The sequence below is a fragment of the Erwinia sp. BNK-24-b genome (assembly GCF_047456155.1).
Taxonomy (GTDB): Bacteria; Pseudomonadota; Gammaproteobacteria; order Enterobacterales; family Enterobacteriaceae; genus Erwinia; species Erwinia phyllosphaerae.
Window position 1 is genome coordinate 611280 of the sequence record NZ_CP179901.1, and the last position, 21732, is coordinate 633011.

Below are 21732 nucleotides of genomic sequence, written 5' to 3' on the forward strand. Positions count from 1 at the left end.
TGCCGCAGACATCGTGCCGTCCTTAATTACCCGTGCTATAGCCGACTAACCCCGTGGCGCGTAACAAGCAACGCCACGGGGAAAGGTTTATCCCGCCTCTTTAGCTTCTTCTCCTGAAACCTGCGTTGCAGCTTCGCCAGTGCTGTCGCGCCATAGCCGCGCGTAAGCGCCGTTTGCCGCTAACAGTTCGGCATGGGTACCGTATTCGGCAATTTTTCCGTGCTCCATCACCGCAATGGCATCACAGCGACAGGCGGTGGTCAGGCGATGGGCCACCACCAGCGCGGTGCGGCCATGACTACGCGCGTTTTCAATCAGCGACGTCATCAGCAGTTCTTCAGCAGCACGATCCAGGCGCGCCGTCGCCTCGTCGAGCAGCAGAATATGCGCGTTAGCAAGCTGCGCGCGCGCCAGCGCAATAAGCTGTCGCTGTCCGGCTGATAAGCCCGAACCGCCGTTGTTTACCGGCGTGCGGAATCCCTGCGGCAGCGCACGTAGCGTACTCAGCAGACCCGCCTGCCGTGCCGCATCTTCTACTTCCTTATCGGTGCTGGACGGCCGCGAATAGCGGATATTTTCGGCAATATCGCCGCTGAACAAAGCGACATCCTGCTCCACCAGCCCCACCTGAGAACGATAGCTCGCCAGCGACATCTGCTCGACGGCACGCTCGCCAACGCGGATCTTGCCGCCGGAAGGGGAGTAGAGTCCTGCAATCAGCTTAATCAGGGTCGATTTACCCGCGCCGCTGGCACCGACCACCGCCACCACCGTGCCTTGCGGTATGGTCAGGTTCAGCTTATCCAGCGCTTTTTTGCTGCTGTCGGGATAGTGGAAAGTTAACGCCTCCAGCGCCAGCGCGCCCTGCATCGGCACTTTTGTAGACGCATCCGCAGACTGGAGCGGCTCTGCGCCTTCGGTAGCCAGCAGCTCATCGATGTGCTTGCCGCTGGCCGAAGCCTGCTGATAAGCATCCACAATGCCGGAAAGCTGCTGCACTGGCCCATAAAACTGTCCCAGCAGCAGGAAGAACGCCGCCAGCACGCCCGCCGTCATCTGGCCTTCGGCAACGCGGGATGCACCCACCAGCAGGACGGCCGCGTAAGAGGCTTCGGTACAGAAAGTAAGGAAAGGAAAGTAAACGGCCAGATATTTCTGCGCCCGCACGCGGGTAGCGCGGAAGCGATCCGACAGCGAACGCAGCCGGGCGGCTTCCACATCCTGCTGACCGTGCGACTGCACCACGCGCAGGCCCGATACTTTCTCCTGTAGCGTACTGTTTACCTTGCCGATTTCAATGCGCGCCTTAGCGTAGGCTGGCGAACTCAGGCGACGATAAATCAGCGTGGCAATCACCACGACGGGGATCGCGCCCGACGCGACCAGCGCCAGAATCGGGTCGAGCCAGAACATTGCGATAGCAATCGCCGCCATGGTAATCAGGCTGGTGGCGGTTCCGGCCAGGCCATTTTGTAAAAACCGCGCCAGCGCATCGACATCCACGGTCATACGCGTAAGGCGCGTATCGGTGTGCTGCTCGTGATAGGGAAGGCCCAGCCGCAGCAGTTGTCCAAAGCTGCGTAACCGCACCGTGTGCTGCACGGTTTCCGACGCGCGCGCGGAAACTATCGTTTGCAGTGAGTAACAGCACCAGCTGACGGCCACCAGCAACAGCGCGAGCGCGGCACAGGTGCCGATAACGCTCAGGTCATTCATGGCTACGCCCGAATCGATACCGCGCTTTAGCAGCATCAGTACGCCAACGCCTGAGGCGGAATCAATCGCGATCAGCGCGGCCGCCGCGATAAACATCCAGGCGACCGGGGCCAGCATGGAGGTGACCCGCCGGCCTTTATCGGACTGGGCCATTTGCCCGGCGCGTTCCGGTACGCGACACATACGTTGACGAAAACCTTCGCCAGCCCTGGCAATGTCGTCGGCTTCAGCAGCCTGCGCCTTCGCAGAGACCGGTTCCGGCCAGAGCGGGGAGTTTGACGCGGTCGCATCTTCCAGCAGGTCGCCCGTACCTGACATGAGCGCGCGGAAAGCCTGCGAGCGCGCCTCAAGCTCCGCCTGCGTTCCGACATCGACCACGCGTCCTTTTTCCAGCACCACAATCTTACTGGCTAACTGCAAGGTCGAACGGCGACGGGCGATGACCAGCAGCATATGATTATCGTCGGCGTAGCGGCCAAGCGCGGCGTTGATTTCCGCTTCTGTCCCGGCATCCACCGCCGAAGTGGTGTCGTCCAGAATTAAAACGCCGGGTGCGGTCAGCAACGCGCGGGCCAGCGCCAGACGCTGCCGCTGGCCGCCGGAAAGATTAGTGGCACGCTCGGCAAGCGGCGTCTGGAAGCCTTTCGGCAGCGCAGAAATAAAGCCGGTTGCGCCAGCGGCGTCGGCGGCGCGGCGAATATCTTCTTCCTTGGCGCCCGGATGGCCGTAGGCAATATTTTCCGCCACCGTACCGGCAAACAGAAAAGTATCTTCAAACACTACGCCAACGGCGCGGCGCAGCTCGTCCAGCCTGAGGTCGGCAATATTCTGCCTGCCGCCGTCGGTTTTAAGCCATACCTTGCCGGAACTCGCGTCGTAAAAGCGCGAAAGCAGCATTAACAGCGTCGATTTACCGGATCCGGAACCGCCTACTATCGCCACGGTTTCGCCCGTCCCGATGGAAAACGAGACGTCATGCAGTACGCTGGTGCCGTTACCGTAGTCAAAACCGATATTTTCCAGCGCCAGACCGACGACGTTGCCCGCCAGGGTTTCGGCACCATCCTGCATTTGCGGTTTGGTATCGATCAGCGAGAAAACCCGCTCTACGGACGCCTGAGTACGCTGTGCGATAACCAAAAAAGAAGCAAAAACGCGGGTAGGGCCGGTCAGCATCGCCAGGAAGCTGGCGAAGGCCACAAAGGTGCCCAGATCGATGCGGCCCGTCATCACCGACCAGCCGCCATAGCCCAGCAGCACAATCTGGCCCAATACGGGCAGCGCCAGCATTGTCGCGCCGGGCATCGCCTGGGCAATGGCCGCGCCGATACGCACGCGCACCATGCGCCGCGACTGGCTATCCAGCCATTTCATTTCGCGCAGCTCGCCCACGCAGGATTTTACGACGGAGATTTGCGTCAGCACTTCACGCATGTGTTCGGTCAGGTTGGCCAGCTTATCGGAAGCCTGGCCGGTTTGCGCAAACACGCGACGGCGCGCGCGCAGCGCGGTAACGGCTAGTCCGGCCAGTACGACGACAACGATAAGCGTCATCGACGGCGACATCCATAGCATTGCCGTCAGGCCCGCGATGTAATAGGTGAGCACGGCCAGCGGTACGGGAGACATCTGCAACATCACATGCATCTGCTGGAGATCGCTGTTAGTGCGTGAAATAACCTGTCCCGTGCGCAGCGCGTCCTGGCCGCTGCCGTCAAGCTTCTGGATACTGTCGAAAACTCTTCCGCGCAGCGTGTGCTGCACCCAAAGCGACAGCTCGCCCGCGTAGCCGCGCCGCACGTAGTTGCCGATAAAGTCGAACAGCGCAATAAACAGAAGGCCGCCCGCCAGCCAGGGCAGGCGAGTGGCGTCACCGGCCAGCGCATCGTTAACTGCCTCGCGGGTAAGCAGAGGCGTCAGGGCCGCCAGAAGGATGGTCGATACCGAAGCCAGAATCACAATCAGGCTTAACTTTTTACGTTCCCAGCAGACGCCTGCGAGCCGGACAAGCCACGAGCGAGCGGGTTTTGAAGAGTGAGCAGTGGGCATCAAGCCTCCGTTATCTGCTAAAAAATAGGGCCGTGCCCAAATAAAAGTGCGGCATAACAGGCTGCGATCCCTTGCGGAGAAGGCGGCCTGTCGCAGCCTTGCTACAGCTGAGCAACAAGGCTTTTTGCCACTTCAGACGGCGTTGCCTGCGCGGCCATTTCGGCGGCAACCTGGGCGGAAGCCGTCCGCAGCGAGGCGTTGTTTAAAAACGAATTAATCAGCCCGCTGGAGAGGCCGCCTTTGCCGGGGACGATGCCGCAGCCGCGATCCACTACCGCTTTAGCGTTGACGGGACGATCTGCACCTTCACCAAAGACGATTTGCGGAATACCGGCGTGCAGCGCGGTCAGGGTGTTGCCTGCGCCACCGTGATGGATAAACCCGTCGGCACCGTTAAGAAACAGCCCCATCGGGATCCAGTCCACCAGCCGCACGTTTGGCGGCAGCTTGCGCAGGTCAGCGCGCGCATTGGCCGACAGGTGTAGAATGATTTCCGCCTCTACCTCATCAGCCGAATCCATAACCCACGAAATTAAATCCAGGCCATCGACCATCGGCTTGACGGTGCCCAGGCTTACTAACAGACGTTTGCGATCCGGCTTTCTTTCCCACCAATCTTCCCAGACGGCCCCGCCGTTATAGGGCACGTACTGCATGGGAATAACCGGTTCGCCGTCGTTTTCCAGAATGCTCATGCTTGGCGGCGTCACGTCAATCCAGGCCAGATCGCGCGGGGGTTCGGCAACGCCATGGCGGCTATAGGCATCGGCCAGCGAGCGCGTCACGCCTTTGATATGCCACGGCGTATGGGCAAACCCTACGGATTGCATAACCACGGGAATGTTATATTTTGCGCCAATCAAAGGCCCCACGACGCCGAGCGGTGGATAGACGATTAAGTCGGGTTTCCATTCGCCTGCCATCTCAATCAGACGGTCGGCCATCTCCTCGCTGAAAAAGGAAAAATTGCCCATTTTGGTACCCGCGTTACTTTTTTTACGCAGGTCTTCCCGCCGTCGGTAATCGGCTTCCGAATCGAATCCGGGCGCGGCGTCAAACGCCACCAGACCCGCCTCCGCGGCCTTTTGCGCAAATTTTCCCGAACTGGCAATCAATACTTCGTGTCCGTTAACACGAAAAGCCTGCGCCAGAGAAAATACCGGATATAACAAGCCGTATAAGGGCGGACCAACAAACAGAATACGCATGGAAAAATCCATCTCCTGCCTGACAGAGTGAAATTCGATACGGCATGCATTGACGCAGCCGGGAATTTCCCGTCAGGGTAATATGCAGTTAATCAGAACTGAGCTTCCTTTAAATGCTGGCAGGCTCAGCAACCGTAAACGACATAAACTCATTATTTTTATGGCTTAGAAAGCCATTAAAATAAAGACCTTAATCTCATTGAAATAATAGTGCGTTATTATTCTGTGATGGCAGCAAAAAAGACGTTGCCATTTGCCATGAAGCACCACATGTACTGTGGATTGACAGGCGGTTCGTAATGTTTAAAAGAATTGCAAAAACATTCAATTATATCGCTAAGTATTGTCTTTTCCGCTATGGCCGAAGCCCCGGCGGGACAGCGTCGCGTTCGGAAATATTCCAGCATTATTCTATCTCAACCTCAGGTGGTAAAAGGGTCGCTCCGTGAGCGATCAATTAACCCGGAGCCTTTACCGGCAGACTCTGTGAAATACGCTAACACAAATTAAAACGGAATGTAAATTGCGAATTTACAAAAGTAAATAAGGTTGATTGTTTAACCTTTTAATTGTGAAGGGTAATAAAAATGCATTAACCATTAGGTTATTCTGTCTATTTCATTAACCGCTGATTTATTCTGGTTTTATTATATAACCTTATATTTCCGCTATGTATTTACTTTGTTTGTTTCGGGAGGTGCAGCAAGTGTTTTTATTATATTTTGCCGTGACATACGCCAGGGTAGGCTCTATTATCATTCGGTTCTTAATGTTAATTACCCCGATAATAAACCTTAGATATTTAATGGAATGGCAAAATGAGGAAGAGAGCGTCCGATACGTCCGGCAACGTCAACGGCGTGGAATCTTTGCTTAACCGGCTGGCAGCCCCTGCCTCGCTGGAGCGCGCGCAGTTCTGGCGTGACGTTGAATCCGTCGATATTCCTCTGATCGCCGCAGTGGACGATAAAAGTGATGAACGCGACGTCACCTTTCTGTGGCGTGCGGGAAAAGCGCTGCGTGGCGTTTACCTGTTTCTTAACCGCGTCACCGATAAGGCAAATGTCGATAAAGGGATGATGCGCAATCTGGCGGGCAGCGATATCTGGACGCTGACGCTGCGATTGCCCGCTACTTATTGCGGCTCTTATACTTTTACCGAAATTCCGCAGGACGCTTCAGCAGAACAGCTTGCGCAGCTGGGCACCCGCAGCCCGCCTTTTCCTGGCCAGCCCGATCCGCTGCATAAAACGACCGGCATCAAAGTGCGGGGCAGGGAAGAATCGGTGCTGGCGCTGGATAAGGCTCCGGCACAAAGCGAATGGGGCGTCTCTGCCAACGCTCGCGGCGAGCTGACGACTTCCTGTCTGTTACTTGCGGGCCGCGAGCGGCGCGTTCGCCTTTATATTCCTGACGTGCCTGACGCTACGCCTTTAGGTTTACTGGTGCTGCCCGACGCCGAAAGCTGGTTCGATCATGTCGGTCTGCTCAGCGCCATGGATGTTGCTATAGCCAGTGGCCGCATTAGCCCGCTGGCCGTACTGGGAATCGATAACCTTGACGAACAGGATCGCGCCACGATCCTCGGCGGCGACAGCAAGCTAATCTTCGATCTTGCGAGGCTGGTGCCGCAAATCCGTGCGGATCGTTCGGACAGGATCTGGGCTGGCCGTTCGCATACCGTTTTTTGTGGGCAAAGCCTTGGCGGCGTTAGCGCGCTGATGGGCGCTTTGTATGCGCCAGAGATCTTTGGTGCCGTAATAGGCACCTCGCCTTCCATGTGGTGGACGCCGGATAAAGCCAGACGGCCTTTTATGTTTCATGAAGGCGACGAATCATGGGTGAGCCAACAGGTCCTTGCTGCGCCGCCGAAGGATGTGCGTATCAGGCTTTGCGTTGGCACGCTGGAAGGCGCGACGGTCCCGCATGTGCAGGCGCTGCATAAAGCGTTAACTACGGTGGGCGTAGAGAGCCAGCTTGCACTTTATACCGGCGGACACGACTACGCATGGTGGCGCGGCGCGATTATTGACGGGCTGGCGGAGTTGTAAGAACTGCAACAACGGCGTACTTCATTGCAGCTGAAAGAAAAGGAGTGGCGGGAGCCGAAATGCGCCTGTACAGATAAAAAGCCAGGCATCCGGCCCCGCATCGAGCGCACAGCTACTTATGAAGGGCCAGCCCCTTGATTACCTTATCGACGGCTTTTTTTGGCCCCCGGATCCCCAGGCCCACCAAATCAAGATTATCCGCATCCGCCGCCATAAACACTTCGCGGTTTGCCTCGTCGTACCCGGTAGAGAACATGGCATGAATATAGGGGATAATGGTCACTTCTCTTTCGAGCGCTTTGCGATGAACGGCCTGCAATTTTTCCAGATCCGCCTCAAAAATCAGCATCGGCTGGCCGGACATATTGCCGTAAGCGCGCCCCAGCGAATCAATATAGGGCTTGCCCAGAATCTCAGGTGCCGCCGAGGCAATACCCGTCGCCAGAAATGTCGCCACGTTAAGGCGCTGCCATACGGCCAGATCATCCCGCACGATATAGGCAATTTTTGTATCAAACGTCATCTCGTTAACCCTGTCTGTCCAGTGAAAAGGGTATGTTCGCCTGACGACGGGCTAGCCGTATAGAACGTTTGAGCAACGGCTCTGGTATTCCGCAGGCGACAGGCGATAGGCCCGCCTGAACCAGCGGCCTAAATGACTTTGATCGGCAAAGCCGGTCTGCGAGGCAACCATTGACGGAGAAAGCCCCGCGGCTAACAGCTGTCGCGCGGTACGCAGCCGCAGCCGGACAAGCCAGGCATGGGGAGACTGGCCAAAGGCCGCTTTAAACTGCCTGCCCAGCCGAAACCGGTCAATACCGCTGATGTCGGCAAGCTCATCAAGGCCGGGGTTACAGGCAAGATGTTCATAAAGGTAATCCCTGACCCTGTTCATTCTTATCAGCGAATCGGTTAATTCCGCCGCCGGCCTGAGCTGAACGTGAGGCGTAAGGCGCGCCAGCAAGGCATCCAGACTTTCATCACGCGCAAGCCTTCCTTCAGCGTAATGAATGGCGTTAAAGGCGCGGGAAATCGACATAATCAGGTCGCGGTCGTCCGTAAGCGTATTCCGGAAGGCGGCCTGCACCACAGAAATATCGTCCATACCGCGCAGGCGCAGGCTGTCAGACATCCATCTTTGCGGAATATAAAGCATGGAGTAGGTGAAACCGGCGGGCTGCGCGGCATGACCATCATGTACCGCGCCCGGCTCGATAAGGATTGCCTTGCCCGGCGTGCTGGTATGCAGCTCGCGATGGCAGTTGAACCGCTGTGAACCTTGCAGCGTTATCCCCAGCAGGAGTTCTTCATGGTCGTGGCTGTCGTACGCATGGCCTTTGAAGTGCGCGTTAACGCTTTCAATACCGGTATCCGCGTCACGACGAAAGTCGATCCAGTCACCGGTTTTTGACTGTTCAATTTTTTCTGGCATAGCGGCACCCGGATAAATCCAGCAGGAGCTTAAGATTAACAGGAAACATTTTGGCGTAGCTATAAGCTATTTGGGTATTTCTGGATAAGCGTAAAGGGTGCCGTCAGAAAGCTGTTGAGGGGAAAAGAATGTGGGCGGCAGTCGATTGAAGCAGGACAAGCGTTTAAGGCTGCTCGTGGCCAACCGGTAACGCTATAGCCGCTGATACTACCGGAAATTTACATAAGCCAGTAAGCAATTAAAATGATAACTAAGGGTAACAGGCTGGACGGTTAAAGGAGCTTTGCAGCATAACGCATATGCTAATTAATATTTATCTTAAGAAAATACATCTTAACCAGGTTATGGTAATGGCCAGTAATGAATGTCGCATTATTAACATTTCTGCAAGTTACCGCTTTTATTTGAAGGGTGGCTGAATGAAATAGTATTCAGGGTGATATCTTAAAAGGACTGTTTAAAGAACCGGAGGTTTTCAATGCGGAAAAATTATTTCTCGTGGATCATAACGTCTCCTGGAATAGGTCAGGTTTTCCTTCCCGTCATTCTGGTTAAAGATTTACAGAAGTCGATAACCTTTGTAAAAGAGCTTGATGTTCAGGCGATGCAATCTTGTAATAACGTTAATGATATGATCGTAACGAAGATAGTTTATCCGGTTAACCATGATGCCATTAGCATAATCTGTGAGTCACTACACAATAGCGCCAAAACAATCAACCTGTCCGGGTGCTATATTTCATCTCGCGATCGTCAAGTGAAAATAAGAGACTTATCGCTAATTTCCATGATGGATATGTTATTTAATGAGGTTGAGATTAAAATTAACTTGTTGCGATAGGATATGATTTAGCTGCATTTTATGAGCAGAATAGTTCCCGACTGCTGGAGTATGTCGGGCATAGCATTATTTTGGTATAGGTTCATCCAAAAATGAGAAGTACAGCAGTGCTATAAACGCGATAAAAATCCGCATAAGGATATTAAAATATTTTTGTAGGTGTACAAGATAGCTGTATCATATGCTAAAAAAATTATATGTAATCTCATATGCGTGACTGTTCCCCCATTTAGTTCATATAGAATATCGTTTATGTTGTTTGACATATTTCTTGTAATGATAAATATTAATTTATCTTATGAGAGGAGAGCACCATGTCACTGAATAACGTTTTAGATATTAATGATGAAAATGGTTGTTGTAGTTGAAAGAAACTATGAAGTGAAATTTGTAAGTCAGGCAAACAGCGATTTTTATCTGAATGGACTGTGCGAATCTTCGCATGGCCTTGGGGATGCAGGATCTTTTAGCTTGCTCTCAATACGCTCTGCAGTTATTGCCGATGCAATTTACGACCATGAAAAAATTCTAGCCGAGTGATTAGTTATGTTTTATGCAGCTTTTATATATATTATGGCGGTAATTAGTCCGGGGCCGAACTTTATCCTGGTCAGCCGCTACTCTGCATTAGGATCGATAAAATTGGGTTTGGCCGTTACGCTCGGTATATGCACTATCGGTGCCTGCTTTTCGACACTCTCTTTATTAGGGCTATCGAGCGTTATCCATATCTTTCCGGCTTTTGCTAAGATCTCTGTGATACTTGGAGCATTATATTTACTCTATATTGCCTGGGCAATTTTACTGAGTACCTTACAACGTAAGCCGGTATCTGATGGGGACACTGCGCCAGATGCAGAGATGGCCGGAGGGTTAGGCAAAGCGTTCCGTACGGGAGCATTGACGAACGTTCTGAATATGAAAACTATCGCATTTATGATCAGTATTTATTCAGGTTTTCTGGCAGTGCCCCGTAGCATTACTGAACAGATAGTTATTGTTCTTATTTGCAGTTCACTTGAGTTTAGCTGGTACTTTTTTGTTACCGTTATTTTTTCCAGCCAGAGAATCAAATCACTTTTTTACCGTTACAGAAAAGTGATAGACAGAGGGCTGGCACTATTTCTGACGCTATTTGCAATGCAAAATATTTATTCTGTCATTTGAACTGAAAGTGGGAGGCATGACGGCAACAGGATAAAAGTCCCGACGGCAGAGCAGCACCTGACCGGGCAGGGACTTTCTCCATCAGCCCGTTTAGATAATTGAGCAAATGTCGCTTCTTAATAGACAATCTGTGAAATTATTACATCCGCTGATATCAGCACTTCGGCCCGACGTTCGGGATCCGAAAGGTCACTTTGAATTTTAGATAGCGTGGCCGGAGAAAAAAACGGGAAACGGCAGAAAGGACAACGACTTCAGGCTCAAAAAGCAAAAACCCGCCGTAAGGCGGGTTTTTTGAATATGGTGCCCGGACTCGGAATCGAACCAAGGACACGGGGATTTTCAATCCCCTGCTCTACCGACTGAGCTATCCGGGCAACGAGGCGCATTAAACAGGAGTCGCGGAAAACCGTCAACGGCTTTATGCAAAAAAACGAATCGTTTGCACTCTTTTCCATCAATCCGGCTGAAATTGAGCCGCTTTCGCACGACTATTGCCCAGCGGCCAGCTTTATAGCCCCTGTCCCGTTTTCCGGCACGGCAACACGTTCGCTGAAAAACTGTCCACGTTATTGTTAAGCGCGCTATTTGTGGGTAAGAAGGGTGGTCTACAGCAGAAGGCACGCTTAATATTCCTGCTTTCCTGCTTTCCTGCTTTCCTGCTTTCCTGCTTTCCTGCTTTCCTGCTTTCCTGCTTTCCGCTGGCGGAGAGGCAACACGATCGCCGCCATCCGTATCACGAAAAAAGCCGTATAGCTTTTCGCTATCATCCGCAGAACCGAAATCACGCGCTACAGGTTGAATAGCTTTTCATTAATCCTGCATAAAAACCAAAAAAAACCAGCGGCATTTAACCGTATTTTATTTTATTTATATGATTTAAAAGGTTTTTATAAAAAAGGTGTAAAGCGATGGAGTTTAGCCGCCATCTTGAACCCACAACGGAAAAATGCCATCATTGCGCCCGTTTTCTGTTTCCCTTCCCGGAGGTTGTCATCATGAAAGGTACGCTATCCAGCCGCTATCATTCGATGCCGCGCCGTCCATTCTTTTTCCCTTGTTCGTTGCTCACCGTGCGGTGAGGTTTTATATGCTTCTCTGTTGGCCATGCGTAAAAGCAGACGCGTTCTGATTTTACTGATGTCTATCGGTCGAAGCTGGATCACCCCTGCTGAAAACCCCTGACACCTCTCGTCGGACGAGGGCCGTTGCCGTTGTCCGTTGCTGTGCCTCCGGCACCCTTATCCTTGCCCAGGGATTTGCGTAATGACACCTTTAAAAATTGCAGCCAGCACCACCGTGGCCATTCATCTCCAGACCGGCCGCGAAGTCGTGACGCTGGAAAAAACCGATTTCACCGATGTGGCGGCGATAGTGCTTTCCGTTGCCGACTCGCGCAGCGGTATGCTGGCGCTGCTGCGTCATACCGGTTTTAATCTGCCCGTGTTTATCGCGCTTGATGACCTGTCTCAGGCGGAAGATTTACCGGACGTGACCGGCCTGTTGACAGGCGCAGACGATGACGCCGCCAGGCTGGAAGCAGCGGCTTCTGACTATCAAATGAAGCTGCTGCCGCCGTTTTTCAATACGCTGACCAAATATGTGGCAATGGATAACAGCACCTTTGCCTGTCCGGGTCATCAGGGCGGCGCTTTCTTTAAAAAGCATCCGGCTGGCCGACAGTTTTATGACTTCTTTGGCGAAAACATCTTTCGTGCCGATATGTGCAACGCCGACGTCAAGCTGGGCGATCTGCTTATCCACGAAGGTTCCGCCAAACATGCGCAAAAGTTCGCGGCAAAGGTGTTTAACGCGGACAAAACCTATTTCGTGCTGAACGGCACCTCAAGCGCCAATAAAGTGGTGACTAACGCCTTGCTGACGCGGGGCGATCTGGTGCTGTTCGATCGTAACAACCATAAATCTAACCACCACGGCGCGCTGATCCAGGCGGGCGCGACGCCGGTTTATCTGGAAACCGCACGCAATCCGTTTGGCTTTATCGGCGGCATTGACGCGCACTGTTTTGATGAAGCCTGGCTGCGCCAGCAAATTGCCGAGGTCGCGCCGGATCGCGCCAGCCAGCAGCGTCCATTCCGGCTGGCCATTATCCAGCTGGGCACCTATGACGGCACGGTTTACAACGCGCGCAAGGTTATCGACAGCATCGGCCATCTCTGCGACTACATTCTGTTTGATTCAGCATGGGTAGGTTACGAGCAGTTTATTCCGGTGATGGAAGCCTGTTCGCCGCTGCTGCTGGAGCTTACCGCCAGCGATCCGGGCATTTTTGTCACCCAGTCGGTACACAAGCAGCAGGCCGGTTTTTCACAAACCTCACAGATTCACAAAAAAGATAACCATATTCGCGGCCAGCAGCGCTTTTGCAGCCACAAGCGGCTGAATAACGCCTTTATGCTGCATGCTTCCACCAGCCCGTTTTACCCGCTATTTGCCGCGCTCGACGTTAACGCCAAAATGCATCAGGGCGAAGCCGGAAGGCGTTTGTGGCACGAATGCGTGATGTTAGGCATCGACGCGCGCAAGGCGATTCTGGCGAAGTGCGAAATGATCAAACCCTTTATTCCTGACGAAGTGGCTGGACAGCGCTGGCAGGATGCGCCAACGGCCACCATCGCCGCCGACAGCCGTTACTTCAGCTTTGCGCCGCGTGCGGCCTGGCACGGCTTTGCGGGATATGAAAAAGATCAGTATCTGGTCGACCCGTGCAAGCTGCTGTTGACCACGCCGGGCATCGATGCCGCCAGCGGTGAATACGCCTCTTTTGGCATTCCGGCAACCATTCTGGCTAACTATCTGCGCGAAAACGGCGTCGTGCCGGAAAAATGCGATTTAAACTCCATTCTCTTTCTGCTTACGCCTGCAGAAAGCGTGGAAAAAATGGCGCACCTGGTCGCTAAGCTGGCACAGTTTGAGCAGCATATTAAAGAAGATGCGCTGCTGCGCGACGTGCTGCCGACCATCTACCGCAAAAATACGGCGCGTTATGAAGGCTACACGCTGCGGCGGCTCTGCCTGGAAATGCATCAGCTGTATGTCGACCACGGCGTGAAAGATCTGCAAAAAGCGATGTTTCGCCAGCAGAGCCTGCCAAAGGTTGCGATGAACCCGCAGGACGCAAACATCGAATTTATTCGCGGTAATGTTGAACTGGTGCCGATTGCACAAGCGGAAGGCCGTATCGCTGCGGAAGGCGCGCTGCCTTATCCGCCAGGCGTACTGTGCGTGGTCCCGGGAGAAATCTGGGGCGGGGCGGTGCAGCGCTATTTTCTGGCGCTGGAAAAAGGTCTTAACCTGCTGCCCGGCTTCTCGCCAGAGTTACAGGGCGTCTATGCCGAAACGGACGAGCACGGCATTAAGCGCCTGATGGGCTATATGCTAACCCAGCCAGCCAGCGCTTAAAGCCATCCCGCGCCTTGAACAGCGCGGGATAAGCTTCCTGCCTTACCGCTGCGGACGGGCAGGCAGCGCGTGGAACAGTCAGGCCAGCAACCTTTCCGGCCGCAAGCGTTTGCTTAGCTTACCTGACGCGCGGCATCTTCTCGCGCCTGACGCATAATGGCTTTAGCAATCCATTTGCCGATATCCTGTAGCTGATCGTTATCGCAGCCCCAGATATCTTTCATCACCAGGAAAATCTCCGAGCCGTAAACCAGCGACAGCGATTTAATCACGCGATCGACAATCTCCGGCGGCAGTTCGTCGTTCAAAGGTTCTACCACGTGTTGCAGTAACGCCTTACGATTTCCCCTTACCAGTTTCTCCCTTTCGGGACCGTCACTCGAACGCGACTGCGCCCACTGCGTCAGCGAAAGGTGCAGCGCGGCGCGCAGCGTGCCTTCATGCTCAAGCATGCGGGGAAAAGCGAAGGACAGGAGTTCTTCGATACGGTCGCTCACTTCTTCACGAGAAGGGCGCCAGCTTTTAATCGGGCTGAGCGTTTCCGCAACGATAGCGGAGACCAGCGCGCTTTGTGTAGGAAAATAACGGTAGGCCGTAGCACGCGACAGCTGTGCTTCCTGAGCCACTTCCGTAATAGATGGAAACGCGCCGCCGTCAAAAAGCTTCATCGCGGTTTCAATTAATAAACGACGCGTTCTCGCGCGTGTGGCGGTTAGCGTTACAACCCCAGCGGGTTCCCTTTGCTCCACAATAACCTCATTTTGTTATATCTGCCTGATATTCAAGCGATTGAAGACGACAGACAGGCAACTGACGTTACCTCCTGGCTACATCTGCAGAACTTTTGGTTTTAAGCATAGTCAACATCCGTGTGAGACAGCTATTCCATTCAATTGATTTATCATTGACGATAGTGATACTGTTATCTCACTGTGCCGAAAGTTAAATCTCTCAGACACTATTTACTTTTTTATTGCTTTTTTATCAAGTCTTTATTCTGTCTGATAACAGGGTTTCGTTACGAATATGACTATTAACAGTGGCTTAATTTATGCCGTTGCAACGGCAGATACTAAAGGAAGGGAACTGTTTTATATCGGCGACTGCCTGCGTAAAGCGGGTGCCGATGTGGTAACAGTTGACCTGTCTACTCAAGGCGTTAGTCAACCTTCGGGGGCAGATTTCCCGCCGGAGCTCATCGCGGATTTCCATCCCGAGGGGCGTGACGCGGTCTTCTGCGGCGATCGCGGCAGGGCGATTGATGCGATGGCGCTGGCATTTAAGATTTTCCTCAATCAGCGCCGGGATCTGGCGGGCATCATCGGACTGGGCGGCTCTTGCGGCACCGCGCTGATTACGCCCGCAATGCAGGCGTTGCCGGTTGGCGTGCCTAAGGTCATGGTTTCTACGATGGCTTCCGGCGACGTTTCCGGCTATGTCGGTGCCAGCGATATCAGCATGGTCTACTCCGTTACCGATGTTTCTGGTCTTAACCGTATTTCACGGCAGGTGCTGGGCAACGCCGCGCATCAGATTGCGGGTGCCGTGCTTTTTCCTGTACCGGAAGACAATAACGATAAGCCAGCGCTGGGCCTGACGATGTTTGGCGTCACTACGCCTTGCATTCAGATGGTCAGCACCATGCTGGAGGAAGATTACGACTGCCTGGTGTTCCATGCGACCGGCAGCGGCGGCAAGGCGATGGAAAAGCTGACCGAAAGCGGCATGCTTTCCGGCCTGCTGGATCTGACCACGACCGAAGTCTGCGACCACCTGTTTGGTGGCGTACTGGCCTGCGACGAAACGCGCTTTGATGCCGTCGCCCACAGCAAAGTTCCCTGCGTTATCTCCTGTGGCGCGCTGGACATGGTTAACTTTGGTCATATTTCTACCGTCCCCGCAAAATACACCGATCGCCTCTTCTATCATCACAATGCTCAGGTGACGCTGATGCGCACCACGGTGGAAGAAAATGTAGCGATGGCGAAGTGGATTGCGGATAAGCTTAACCGCTGCGAGGGTGACATCGTCTTTTTAATCCCGGAAGGCGGTTTTTCCGCGCTGGATGCGCCGGGGCAGGCTTTCTGGCTACCGGAAGCGCGTGATGCCTTTATCACTACGCTGGAAGCGCAGGTCAGGCAGACAGCGCGCCGGGTTATCCGTCGTCTGCCGTTTAATATTAACGATCCTCAGTTTGCTCAGGCAGCGGTCAGACAGTTCCGCCAGCTGGTTGAGAAGGAGCTTTAGGTATGGCTTTTACCCGTCAGGAGATCCTGGCCAAATTTAACGCGATGATTGCGCGCGGCGAACCCATTGTCGGCGGCGGCGCGGGCACGGGGCTTTCCGCCAAATGTGAAGAAGCGGGCGGTATCGATCTGATCGTTATCTATAACTCAGGCCGCTACCGTATGGCCGGTCGCGGCTCGCTGGCCGGCCTGCTGGCCTACGGCAATGCCAACGAAATCGTTGTGGATATGGCGAAAGAAGTGCTGCCGGTGGTAAAAAAGACCCCGGTGCTGGCTGGCGTTAACGGCACCGATCCCTTCTGCCATTTCGACAAGTTTCTGGACGATCTAAAGGCCATGGGCTTTTCCGGCGTGCAAAATTTTCCGACGGTCGGGCTGATCGACGGTAATTTTCGCGCCAATCTGGAAGAGACGGGCATGGGCTACGGGCTGGAAGTCGAAATGATCCGCATGGCGCATCAGAAAGAGATGCTGACCACGCCTTACGTGTTTAGCGCGGAAGATGCGGTAGCGATGACCCAGGCCGGTGCGGATATTATCGTGGCGCATATGGGGCTGACTACCGGCGGCAACATTGGCGCTGAAACGGCGTTAAAGCTGGAAGATTGCGTGGCGCCAATCAATGCCTGGGCCGAGGCGGCGAAGAAGGTACGTGAAGATGTTATCGTGATTTGTCACGGTGGGCCCATTGCTACGCCGGAAGACGCGCGCTATATCCTTAGCCAGTGTCCCCAGTGCGACGGCTTCTACGGGGCCAGCTCAATGGAACGTTTGCCAACCGAAACCGCGCTAACGGAAACCACCAGGCAGTTTAAAAAGATCGGCAGGTAATTTTCGGCGTTGAACCTGTTTTAAAGCCGTAAATGACAGCAGAGGCAGGGCAGCATGGGCACTCTTTTCGCGCGTCCCTGCGCGAAAGCGGCCCGTCCGGCCTCTTGCTGTTAAAGCTTAATAGCGGTGGTAGCTCTTCTGCGCGCTGTTCACTTTATACAGATAGCGGCGCGATTCAGCGGAAGGATGGTTAGTGGCGAGCGTCTGGTAAACTTCAGACGGCGACATGCTATTGATGGCGTTAAACGCCTGATTCTTGTCGCTGGAGAATACTTTCAACACGCTACCCGCGCCGCCGTTGTAAGCGGTGATCACCGCATAGCGGCGTGAGGTCGGGTTAGCGATGCCGGACAGGTAGCTGCCCTGCAACAGCGAAAGATAAGCCGTTCCCGCATCAATATTATTCTCCGGATCGAGCAGATAGCTGCGGCTCGGCTTGCCCCATTTCCCCTTCATACGGAACACGTCAACGCCTGCCGTATGCTGCACAACCTGCATCAGGCCCAGCGCGTCGGCATGGCTGACCGCATAGGGGTTGAAGCTGGACTCGATCTGCATAATCGCCAGGATTAGCGACTGATCCACGCCATATTTTTCCGCGGCTTTACGTACCATCGGCAGATACTTATGCGCGCGCTTGTCCAGATGGTTGGGCACCATCGGAATCGTTACCGACCAGATAATATGCAGGCCGGCATTGCGGCGCTGGAGCTTATTCTGGATCAGATAGTCGGCGAAGCTGGCCGCGCGTCCCTGCCAGCGAATTGCCTGGCCGGTATTATCCAGCACCTGACCATACAGCAGCGGCTCCTGGCCAAGCTGAATATCATTCGCGTCAGAGTAAAGATCGACGTTGCCGGGATCTTCGCCGATCAGAAGCGTGGTAACGATCGCTTTACGCAGGCTGGCCATAGGATCGGTTCCGGCGATCGTTTCGATAGTGATCGTACCGGCATCAAAGTTAATATGGCTACGCGTATAATACTGGTCGCTATATTTTACGTAATCTTTGGGCCCGGCGATTAGCACCTCGTTAATGCCCCAGATATTTTCAATATTGTGGGCAAACTGTCCCATCAGAATATCGAATCCGTTGGTGTCTTTAACCCATTCTTCGTGGAAAACCGGCTTTTTATTGCTGGAGCAGGAGATCAACAACGGCGCGATAACCAGCAAACCTATCAGTTTCTTCATTATGTCGTGCTACGCCCAAATTAAGGGGGCCTCCACGGCGAGGCCCAATGTTTATTCTGCTGGCGGGGTATAACCTTCGATATGGACGTCGTGTCCCTCAAACAGGAATTTCACCATCTCCTGCTCAAGCTGCTTACGATCTTCCGGGTTCATCATGCTCAGCTTTTTCTCGTTGATCAGCATGGTCTGCTTGCTCATCCACTGCGACCAGGCTTCTTTAGAAATCTCATTGTAGATGCGCTTACCCAGTTCTCCCGGATAGAGCTGAAAATCCTGTCCTTCAGCATCGCGCTGCAGGAACGTGCAAAAAATGGTTCTGCTCATCACTCTTCCTCTTTTGTTGCGTCTTTGCCCGGCGTTTACGGCTGACGCAGCTGCTGCAACAGGCGTTCTACCGGTGCGGCCAGCCCGACGGACTGCGGCTGCGCTAAGTTATACCAGAGACCAGCGCCTTCATCCATGACCGCTACTGCTGGAGGCAGTTTAAGCCACATTGGCACTATATCCAGGTGGAAATGGCTAAAAGTATGGCGAAAAGCAATGGTCTGGGTCAGCGCGGCGCTATCGATATGCCGCTCGCGCAGCCACTGCCGCAGCTCAGGCTCGCTGGCAAACTGTGGGAAGCAAAAAAGACCGCCCCACAGGCCAACCGGCGGCCGCTGTTGTAGCCAGACCTTGTCATCCCGCTGCATCATCAGCAGATAGCCGGTTCTTTCCGGCAGCGTCTGCTTCGGTTTTTTACCGGGATAGCTGGTTTGGCTGCCCTGGGCGTAAGCGACGCAGCGCAGGTTTAGCGGACAAATTTCGCATTTGGGCTTTGAGCGCGTACATACCATCGCGCCCAAATCCATCATCGCCTGGTTAAACTGGCTGACGCCTTCGGCTGGCGTTACCTCTTCACTGATCTGCCAGAGGCGCTTCTCCACCTCTTTTTTACCGGGCCAGCCCGCCACGGCGTAGCAGCGGGCCAGCACGCGCTTAACGTTGCCGTCCAGAATCGGGAAGTGCTGACCCAGAGATAAAGAAAGGATCGCGCCAGCCGTGGAGCGGCCAACGCCAGGCAGATCGGCGACCGCCTCAAACGTTTCCGGGAATTTTCCGTTATGCTTTTCTACGACCTGAATCGCTGCCTTATGCAGGTTACGCGCGCGGGCGTAGTAGCCAAGCCCGGTCCACAGGTGCAGCACCTCGTCCAGCGGCGCGGCGGCGAGATCGGTCACGGTGGGAAAACGTGCCATAAAGCGTTCGAAATAAGGAATAACGGTAGCGACCTGGGTCTGCTGCAACATCACCTCAGAAAGCCAGACTTTATAAGGCGTTTTTTCCTGTTGCCAGGGCAGGGTCTTGCGGCCAAAGCGCTGATACCAGTCCAGTACCTGCTGCGAGAACGGCGGCGCTTGCATCATCTTTGCGAGGTTTCCCGGGTAAATTAAAAAACAGGCTGGGATTCCAGCACAGACCCGTTATGCTGTAAACCGGAAGTTTCCGGGGCTTGCTTAACAGCCGTAACTTTGCATAATGCCCGTTTTCCAGATATTGCAGACCAGCAGGCAGAAACATGAAGAATGATGTGATTACACCGGAGTTTGACGAAAACGGCCGCCCGATGCGCCGTATTCGCAGCTTCGTTCGCCGTCAGGGCCGCCTGACCAAAGGCCAGCAGCACGCGCTGGACCATTTCTGGCCTGTAAAAGGTGTGGAGTATCAGCCGGAACCGGTTGACCTGGCAGAACTTTTTGGCCGCGAAGCGCCGGTAGTGCTGGAAATTGGTTTTGGGATGGGCGCGTCGCTGGTAGCGATGGCGGCCGCCAATCCGCAGCAGAATTTTCTGGGCATTGAGGTCCATTCGCCGGGCGTTGGCGCCTGTCTGAGCGCGGCGGATGAAGCGGGCGTAGAGAACCTGCGCGTAATGTGCCACGATGCCGTGGACGTGCTGGAAAAAATGATCCCGGATAATTCACTGCGCCTGGTGCAGCTGTTTTTCCCGGACCCGTGGCATAAAGCGCGCCATAATAAACGCCGCATTGTCCAGACGGCCTTTGCCGAACTGGTAATGCGCAAGCTGAAGCTGGGCGGCGTGTTCCATATGGCAACCGACTGGGAAGCCTATGCAGAACACATGCTGGAAGTGATGAGCAGCATTGCGGGCTACAAAAACCAGTCGGAAACGAACGACTACGTGCCGCGCCCGGACTCGCGGCCGTTAACGAAATTTGAGCAGCGCGGCCAGCGTCTTGGCCACGGTGTATGGGATTTGATGTTTGAGAGGATTAAATAATGGCAACTCAACGTAGCCGTCGCCTGCGTAAAAAAATGCATATCGACGAGTTTCAGGAACTGGGCTTTTCCGTCGCGTTCTCCTTTCCGGAAGGCACCAGCGCCGAAACCATCGATACCACCGTTGATGCGTTAATCAACGAGGTGATTGAGCCTAACGGCCTGGCGTTCGACGGCAGCGGCTATCTGCAGTGGGAAGGTTTGATCTGCCTGCAGCAAACCGGCAAGTGCACCGACGAGCATCGCGAGCTGGTGCGTAAATGGCTGGAAGAGAACAAGCTGGGTAACATCCAGGTCACCGAACTTTTTGACGTCTGGTGGGACTAAAATAGCGTGCTGCACGGTGAACCGTTCACGATGAGGCCACAGGCATTATTCGTGACGGTCTGGAAGGCGTCCTCCGTAACGCGTTCTTTGCGCCGTGCTTTTTGCTATCGTCTACAGTCTGAGGCCACGCATGCGTGGCCTTTTGTGTATCAGGAGAAGGGCAAATGCGTAAAGCGATCGTAGCGGGCATGCTACTGCTGGCAGCCGGGCAGGCGCAGGCTGACTATCAATGTGGCGTTAATCCTCAGGATGATATCGTTATCTCGCCACAAAACGTGCAGGTGACGGGATCCAGCGGCAATCTGGTTATTACGCCAACGGGAGAGGTACAGCGTAACGGGCAGCCCGCTTCCGTTGATAACGCCACGCGTCAGAAGGCTATCGACTATCAGGCCGCGCTGCGCCGGGATTTACCCTGGATCGATCACGGCGCGCGCCAGCGGCTGGAAACAGGCCGCGTGGCGCTGGATAAGGTTATCGTCAACAAGCTGGGGCCGGACAGCAAGGTTCGCGGTCGTCTGACAAAGCTGGACGAGCAGCTAAAACAGCAGATGAACCGTATTATCGAGCATCGCAGCGACGGGCTGGCCTTCCATCACAAGGCCATTGAGCAGGTGCGTCAGGACGGTGAAAAGCTGGTGCAGAGCGCAATGGGCGGCGTCATTCAGGACAGCCTGAATGAGATGGGCAGTAAGGTAAACGGCGATAACCCTTTACAGGCGGTGATGGGCAACCTGAGCGGTTTACAGCAGGCCGTGCAGGCCGAATGGAGCAAGCAGGAAGCCGATTTCCAGAACTTTGGCCATGAGGTTTGCAATCGCGTCACCGATCTGGAAGCGCAGCGTAAGGCGCTACAGGGCGGTTTATAACGGGCGTAACGGCTGCGCTGACCGTGCGCGGCTAAAAGCTACGCTTCGGCAAATCGCAGCGTAAAGCGGCCGGATTAGCGGCCGCTTTATCTTTCTTTCTA

17 protein-coding genes and 1 tRNA gene are annotated in these 21732 nt (G+C 54.2%); 9 read left to right on the forward strand and 9 right to left on the reverse strand.

What is annotated here, in order from left to right:
* Positions 1–87 precede the first annotated feature (87 nt).
* Together iroC and ACMGGR_RS02870 are read right to left on the reverse strand one after the other, a co-directional pair.
* Positions 88–3765 carry a salmochelin/enterobactin export ABC transporter IroC gene (iroC, locus tag ACMGGR_RS02865; RefSeq protein WP_414148118.1) on the reverse strand — a complete coding sequence of 1226 codons (3678 nt, stop codon included), beginning with the start codon at positions 3763–3765 and terminating at the stop codon, positions 88–90.
* A gap of 101 nt (positions 3766–3866) precedes the next feature.
* Positions 3867–4973, reverse strand: coding sequence for a glycosyltransferase (locus tag ACMGGR_RS02870; RefSeq protein WP_414148119.1), 1107 nt, complete (start codon positions 4971–4973; stop codon positions 3867–3869).
* Positions 4974–5791: 818 nt separating this feature from the next.
* On the opposite strand from ACMGGR_RS02870, the gene ACMGGR_RS02875 reads away from it, so the two are divergent.
* Positions 5792–7024, forward strand: a complete 1233-nt coding sequence (locus ACMGGR_RS02875; RefSeq protein ID WP_414148120.1) for an alpha/beta hydrolase-fold protein — start codon at positions 5792–5794, stop codon at positions 7022–7024.
* Positions 7025–7136: 112 nt separating this feature from the next.
* On the opposite strand, the gene ACMGGR_RS02880 is transcribed toward ACMGGR_RS02875, so the two are convergent.
* Complete coding sequence (locus ACMGGR_RS02880) at positions 7137–7547, reverse strand: DUF2000 domain-containing protein (RefSeq protein ID WP_246760016.1); 411 nt, start codon at positions 7545–7547, stop codon at positions 7137–7139.
* Between the two features lie 51 nt (positions 7548–7598).
* The gene (locus ACMGGR_RS02885) at positions 7599–8456 is read right to left on the reverse strand and encodes an AraC family transcriptional regulator (protein WP_246760017.1); all 858 of its coding nucleotides are present in this window, start codon (positions 8454–8456) and stop codon (positions 7599–7601) included.
* A gap of 1192 nt (positions 8457–9648) precedes the next feature.
* Between ACMGGR_RS02885 and ACMGGR_RS02890 the strand changes: the two genes are divergently transcribed.
* Together ACMGGR_RS02890 and ACMGGR_RS02895 are read left to right on the forward strand one after the other, a co-directional pair.
* A complete protein-coding gene (locus ACMGGR_RS02890) occupies positions 9649–9837 on the forward strand; it encodes a hypothetical protein (protein ID WP_414148121.1) in 189 nt (62 codons plus the stop codon).
* 6 nt (positions 9838–9843) lie between these two features.
* Complete coding sequence (locus ACMGGR_RS02895; protein WP_414148122.1) at positions 9844–10464, forward strand: LysE family translocator; 621 nt, start codon at positions 9844–9846, stop codon at positions 10462–10464.
* Between the two features lie 301 nt (positions 10465–10765).
* Here the strand turns inward: ACMGGR_RS02895 and ACMGGR_RS02900 are convergent.
* Positions 10766–10841: transfer RNA gene (locus ACMGGR_RS02900), tRNA-Phe, on the reverse strand.
* A gap of 889 nt (positions 10842–11730) precedes the next feature.
* Between ACMGGR_RS02900 and ACMGGR_RS02905 the strand changes: the two genes are divergently transcribed.
* Positions 11731–13887, forward strand: coding sequence for an ornithine decarboxylase (locus ACMGGR_RS02905; RefSeq protein ID WP_414148123.1), 2157 nt, complete (start codon positions 11731–11733; stop codon positions 13885–13887).
* Positions 13888–14000: 113 nt separating this feature from the next.
* Here the strand turns inward: ACMGGR_RS02905 and ACMGGR_RS02910 are convergent, their stop codons facing one another.
* Entirely contained in the window at positions 14001–14636 is a 636-nt protein-coding gene (locus ACMGGR_RS02910) for a TetR/AcrR family transcriptional regulator (RefSeq protein ID WP_246760023.1), read from the reverse strand.
* Between the two features lie 277 nt (positions 14637–14913).
* Between ACMGGR_RS02910 and ACMGGR_RS02915 the strand changes: the two genes are divergently transcribed.
* Together ACMGGR_RS02915 and ACMGGR_RS02920 are read left to right on the forward strand one after the other, a co-directional pair.
* Entirely contained in the window at positions 14914–16134 is a 1221-nt protein-coding gene (locus ACMGGR_RS02915) for a Tm-1-like ATP-binding domain-containing protein (protein ID WP_414148124.1), read from the forward strand.
* Between the two features lie 2 nt (positions 16135–16136).
* Positions 16137–16964, forward strand: a complete 828-nt coding sequence (locus tag ACMGGR_RS02920) for a phosphoenolpyruvate hydrolase family protein (RefSeq protein WP_414148125.1) — start codon at positions 16137–16139, stop codon at positions 16962–16964.
* A 117-nt stretch (positions 16965–17081) separates the two neighbouring features.
* Here the strand turns inward: ACMGGR_RS02920 and mltC are convergent, their stop codons facing one another.
* The 3 genes from mltC to mutY are packed head-to-tail and all read right to left on the reverse strand — an operon-like array spanning position 17082 to position 19564.
* Entirely contained in the window at positions 17082–18158 is a 1077-nt protein-coding gene (gene mltC, locus ACMGGR_RS02925; RefSeq protein ID WP_246760026.1) for a membrane-bound lytic murein transglycosylase MltC, read from the reverse strand.
* A 51-nt stretch (positions 18159–18209) separates the two neighbouring features.
* Complete coding sequence (locus tag ACMGGR_RS02930; protein WP_125287307.1) at positions 18210–18482, reverse strand: oxidative damage protection protein; 273 nt, start codon at positions 18480–18482, stop codon at positions 18210–18212.
* A 35-nt stretch (positions 18483–18517) separates the two neighbouring features.
* Positions 18518–19564 (reverse strand): A/G-specific adenine glycosylase, encoded by a 1047-nt coding sequence (gene mutY / locus ACMGGR_RS02935; RefSeq protein ID WP_246760027.1) that lies wholly within the window; start codon positions 19562–19564, stop codon positions 18518–18520.
* A gap of 152 nt (positions 19565–19716) precedes the next feature.
* Between mutY and trmB the strand changes: the two genes are divergently transcribed.
* The 3 genes from trmB to ACMGGR_RS02950 all read left to right on the forward strand — a co-directional run bounded on the left by trmB (position 19717) and on the right by ACMGGR_RS02950 (position 21631).
* Positions 19717–20436: a tRNA (guanosine(46)-N7)-methyltransferase TrmB gene (gene trmB, locus ACMGGR_RS02940; RefSeq protein WP_246760028.1), complete on the forward strand. Its 720-nt coding sequence runs from the start codon at positions 19717–19719 to the stop codon at positions 20434–20436.
* On the forward strand, positions 20436–20762 hold the full coding sequence (locus ACMGGR_RS02945; protein ID WP_246760029.1) for a YggL family protein: 327 nt from the start codon (positions 20436–20438) through the stop codon (positions 20760–20762). Before trmB ends, ACMGGR_RS02945 begins: the two co-directional genes overlap by 1 nt.
* Before the next feature lie 164 nt (positions 20763–20926).
* Positions 20927–21631, forward strand: a complete 705-nt coding sequence (locus tag ACMGGR_RS02950; protein WP_414148126.1) for a DUF2884 domain-containing protein — start codon at positions 20927–20929, stop codon at positions 21629–21631.
* The last annotated feature ends 101 nt before the right edge of the window (positions 21632–21732 follow it).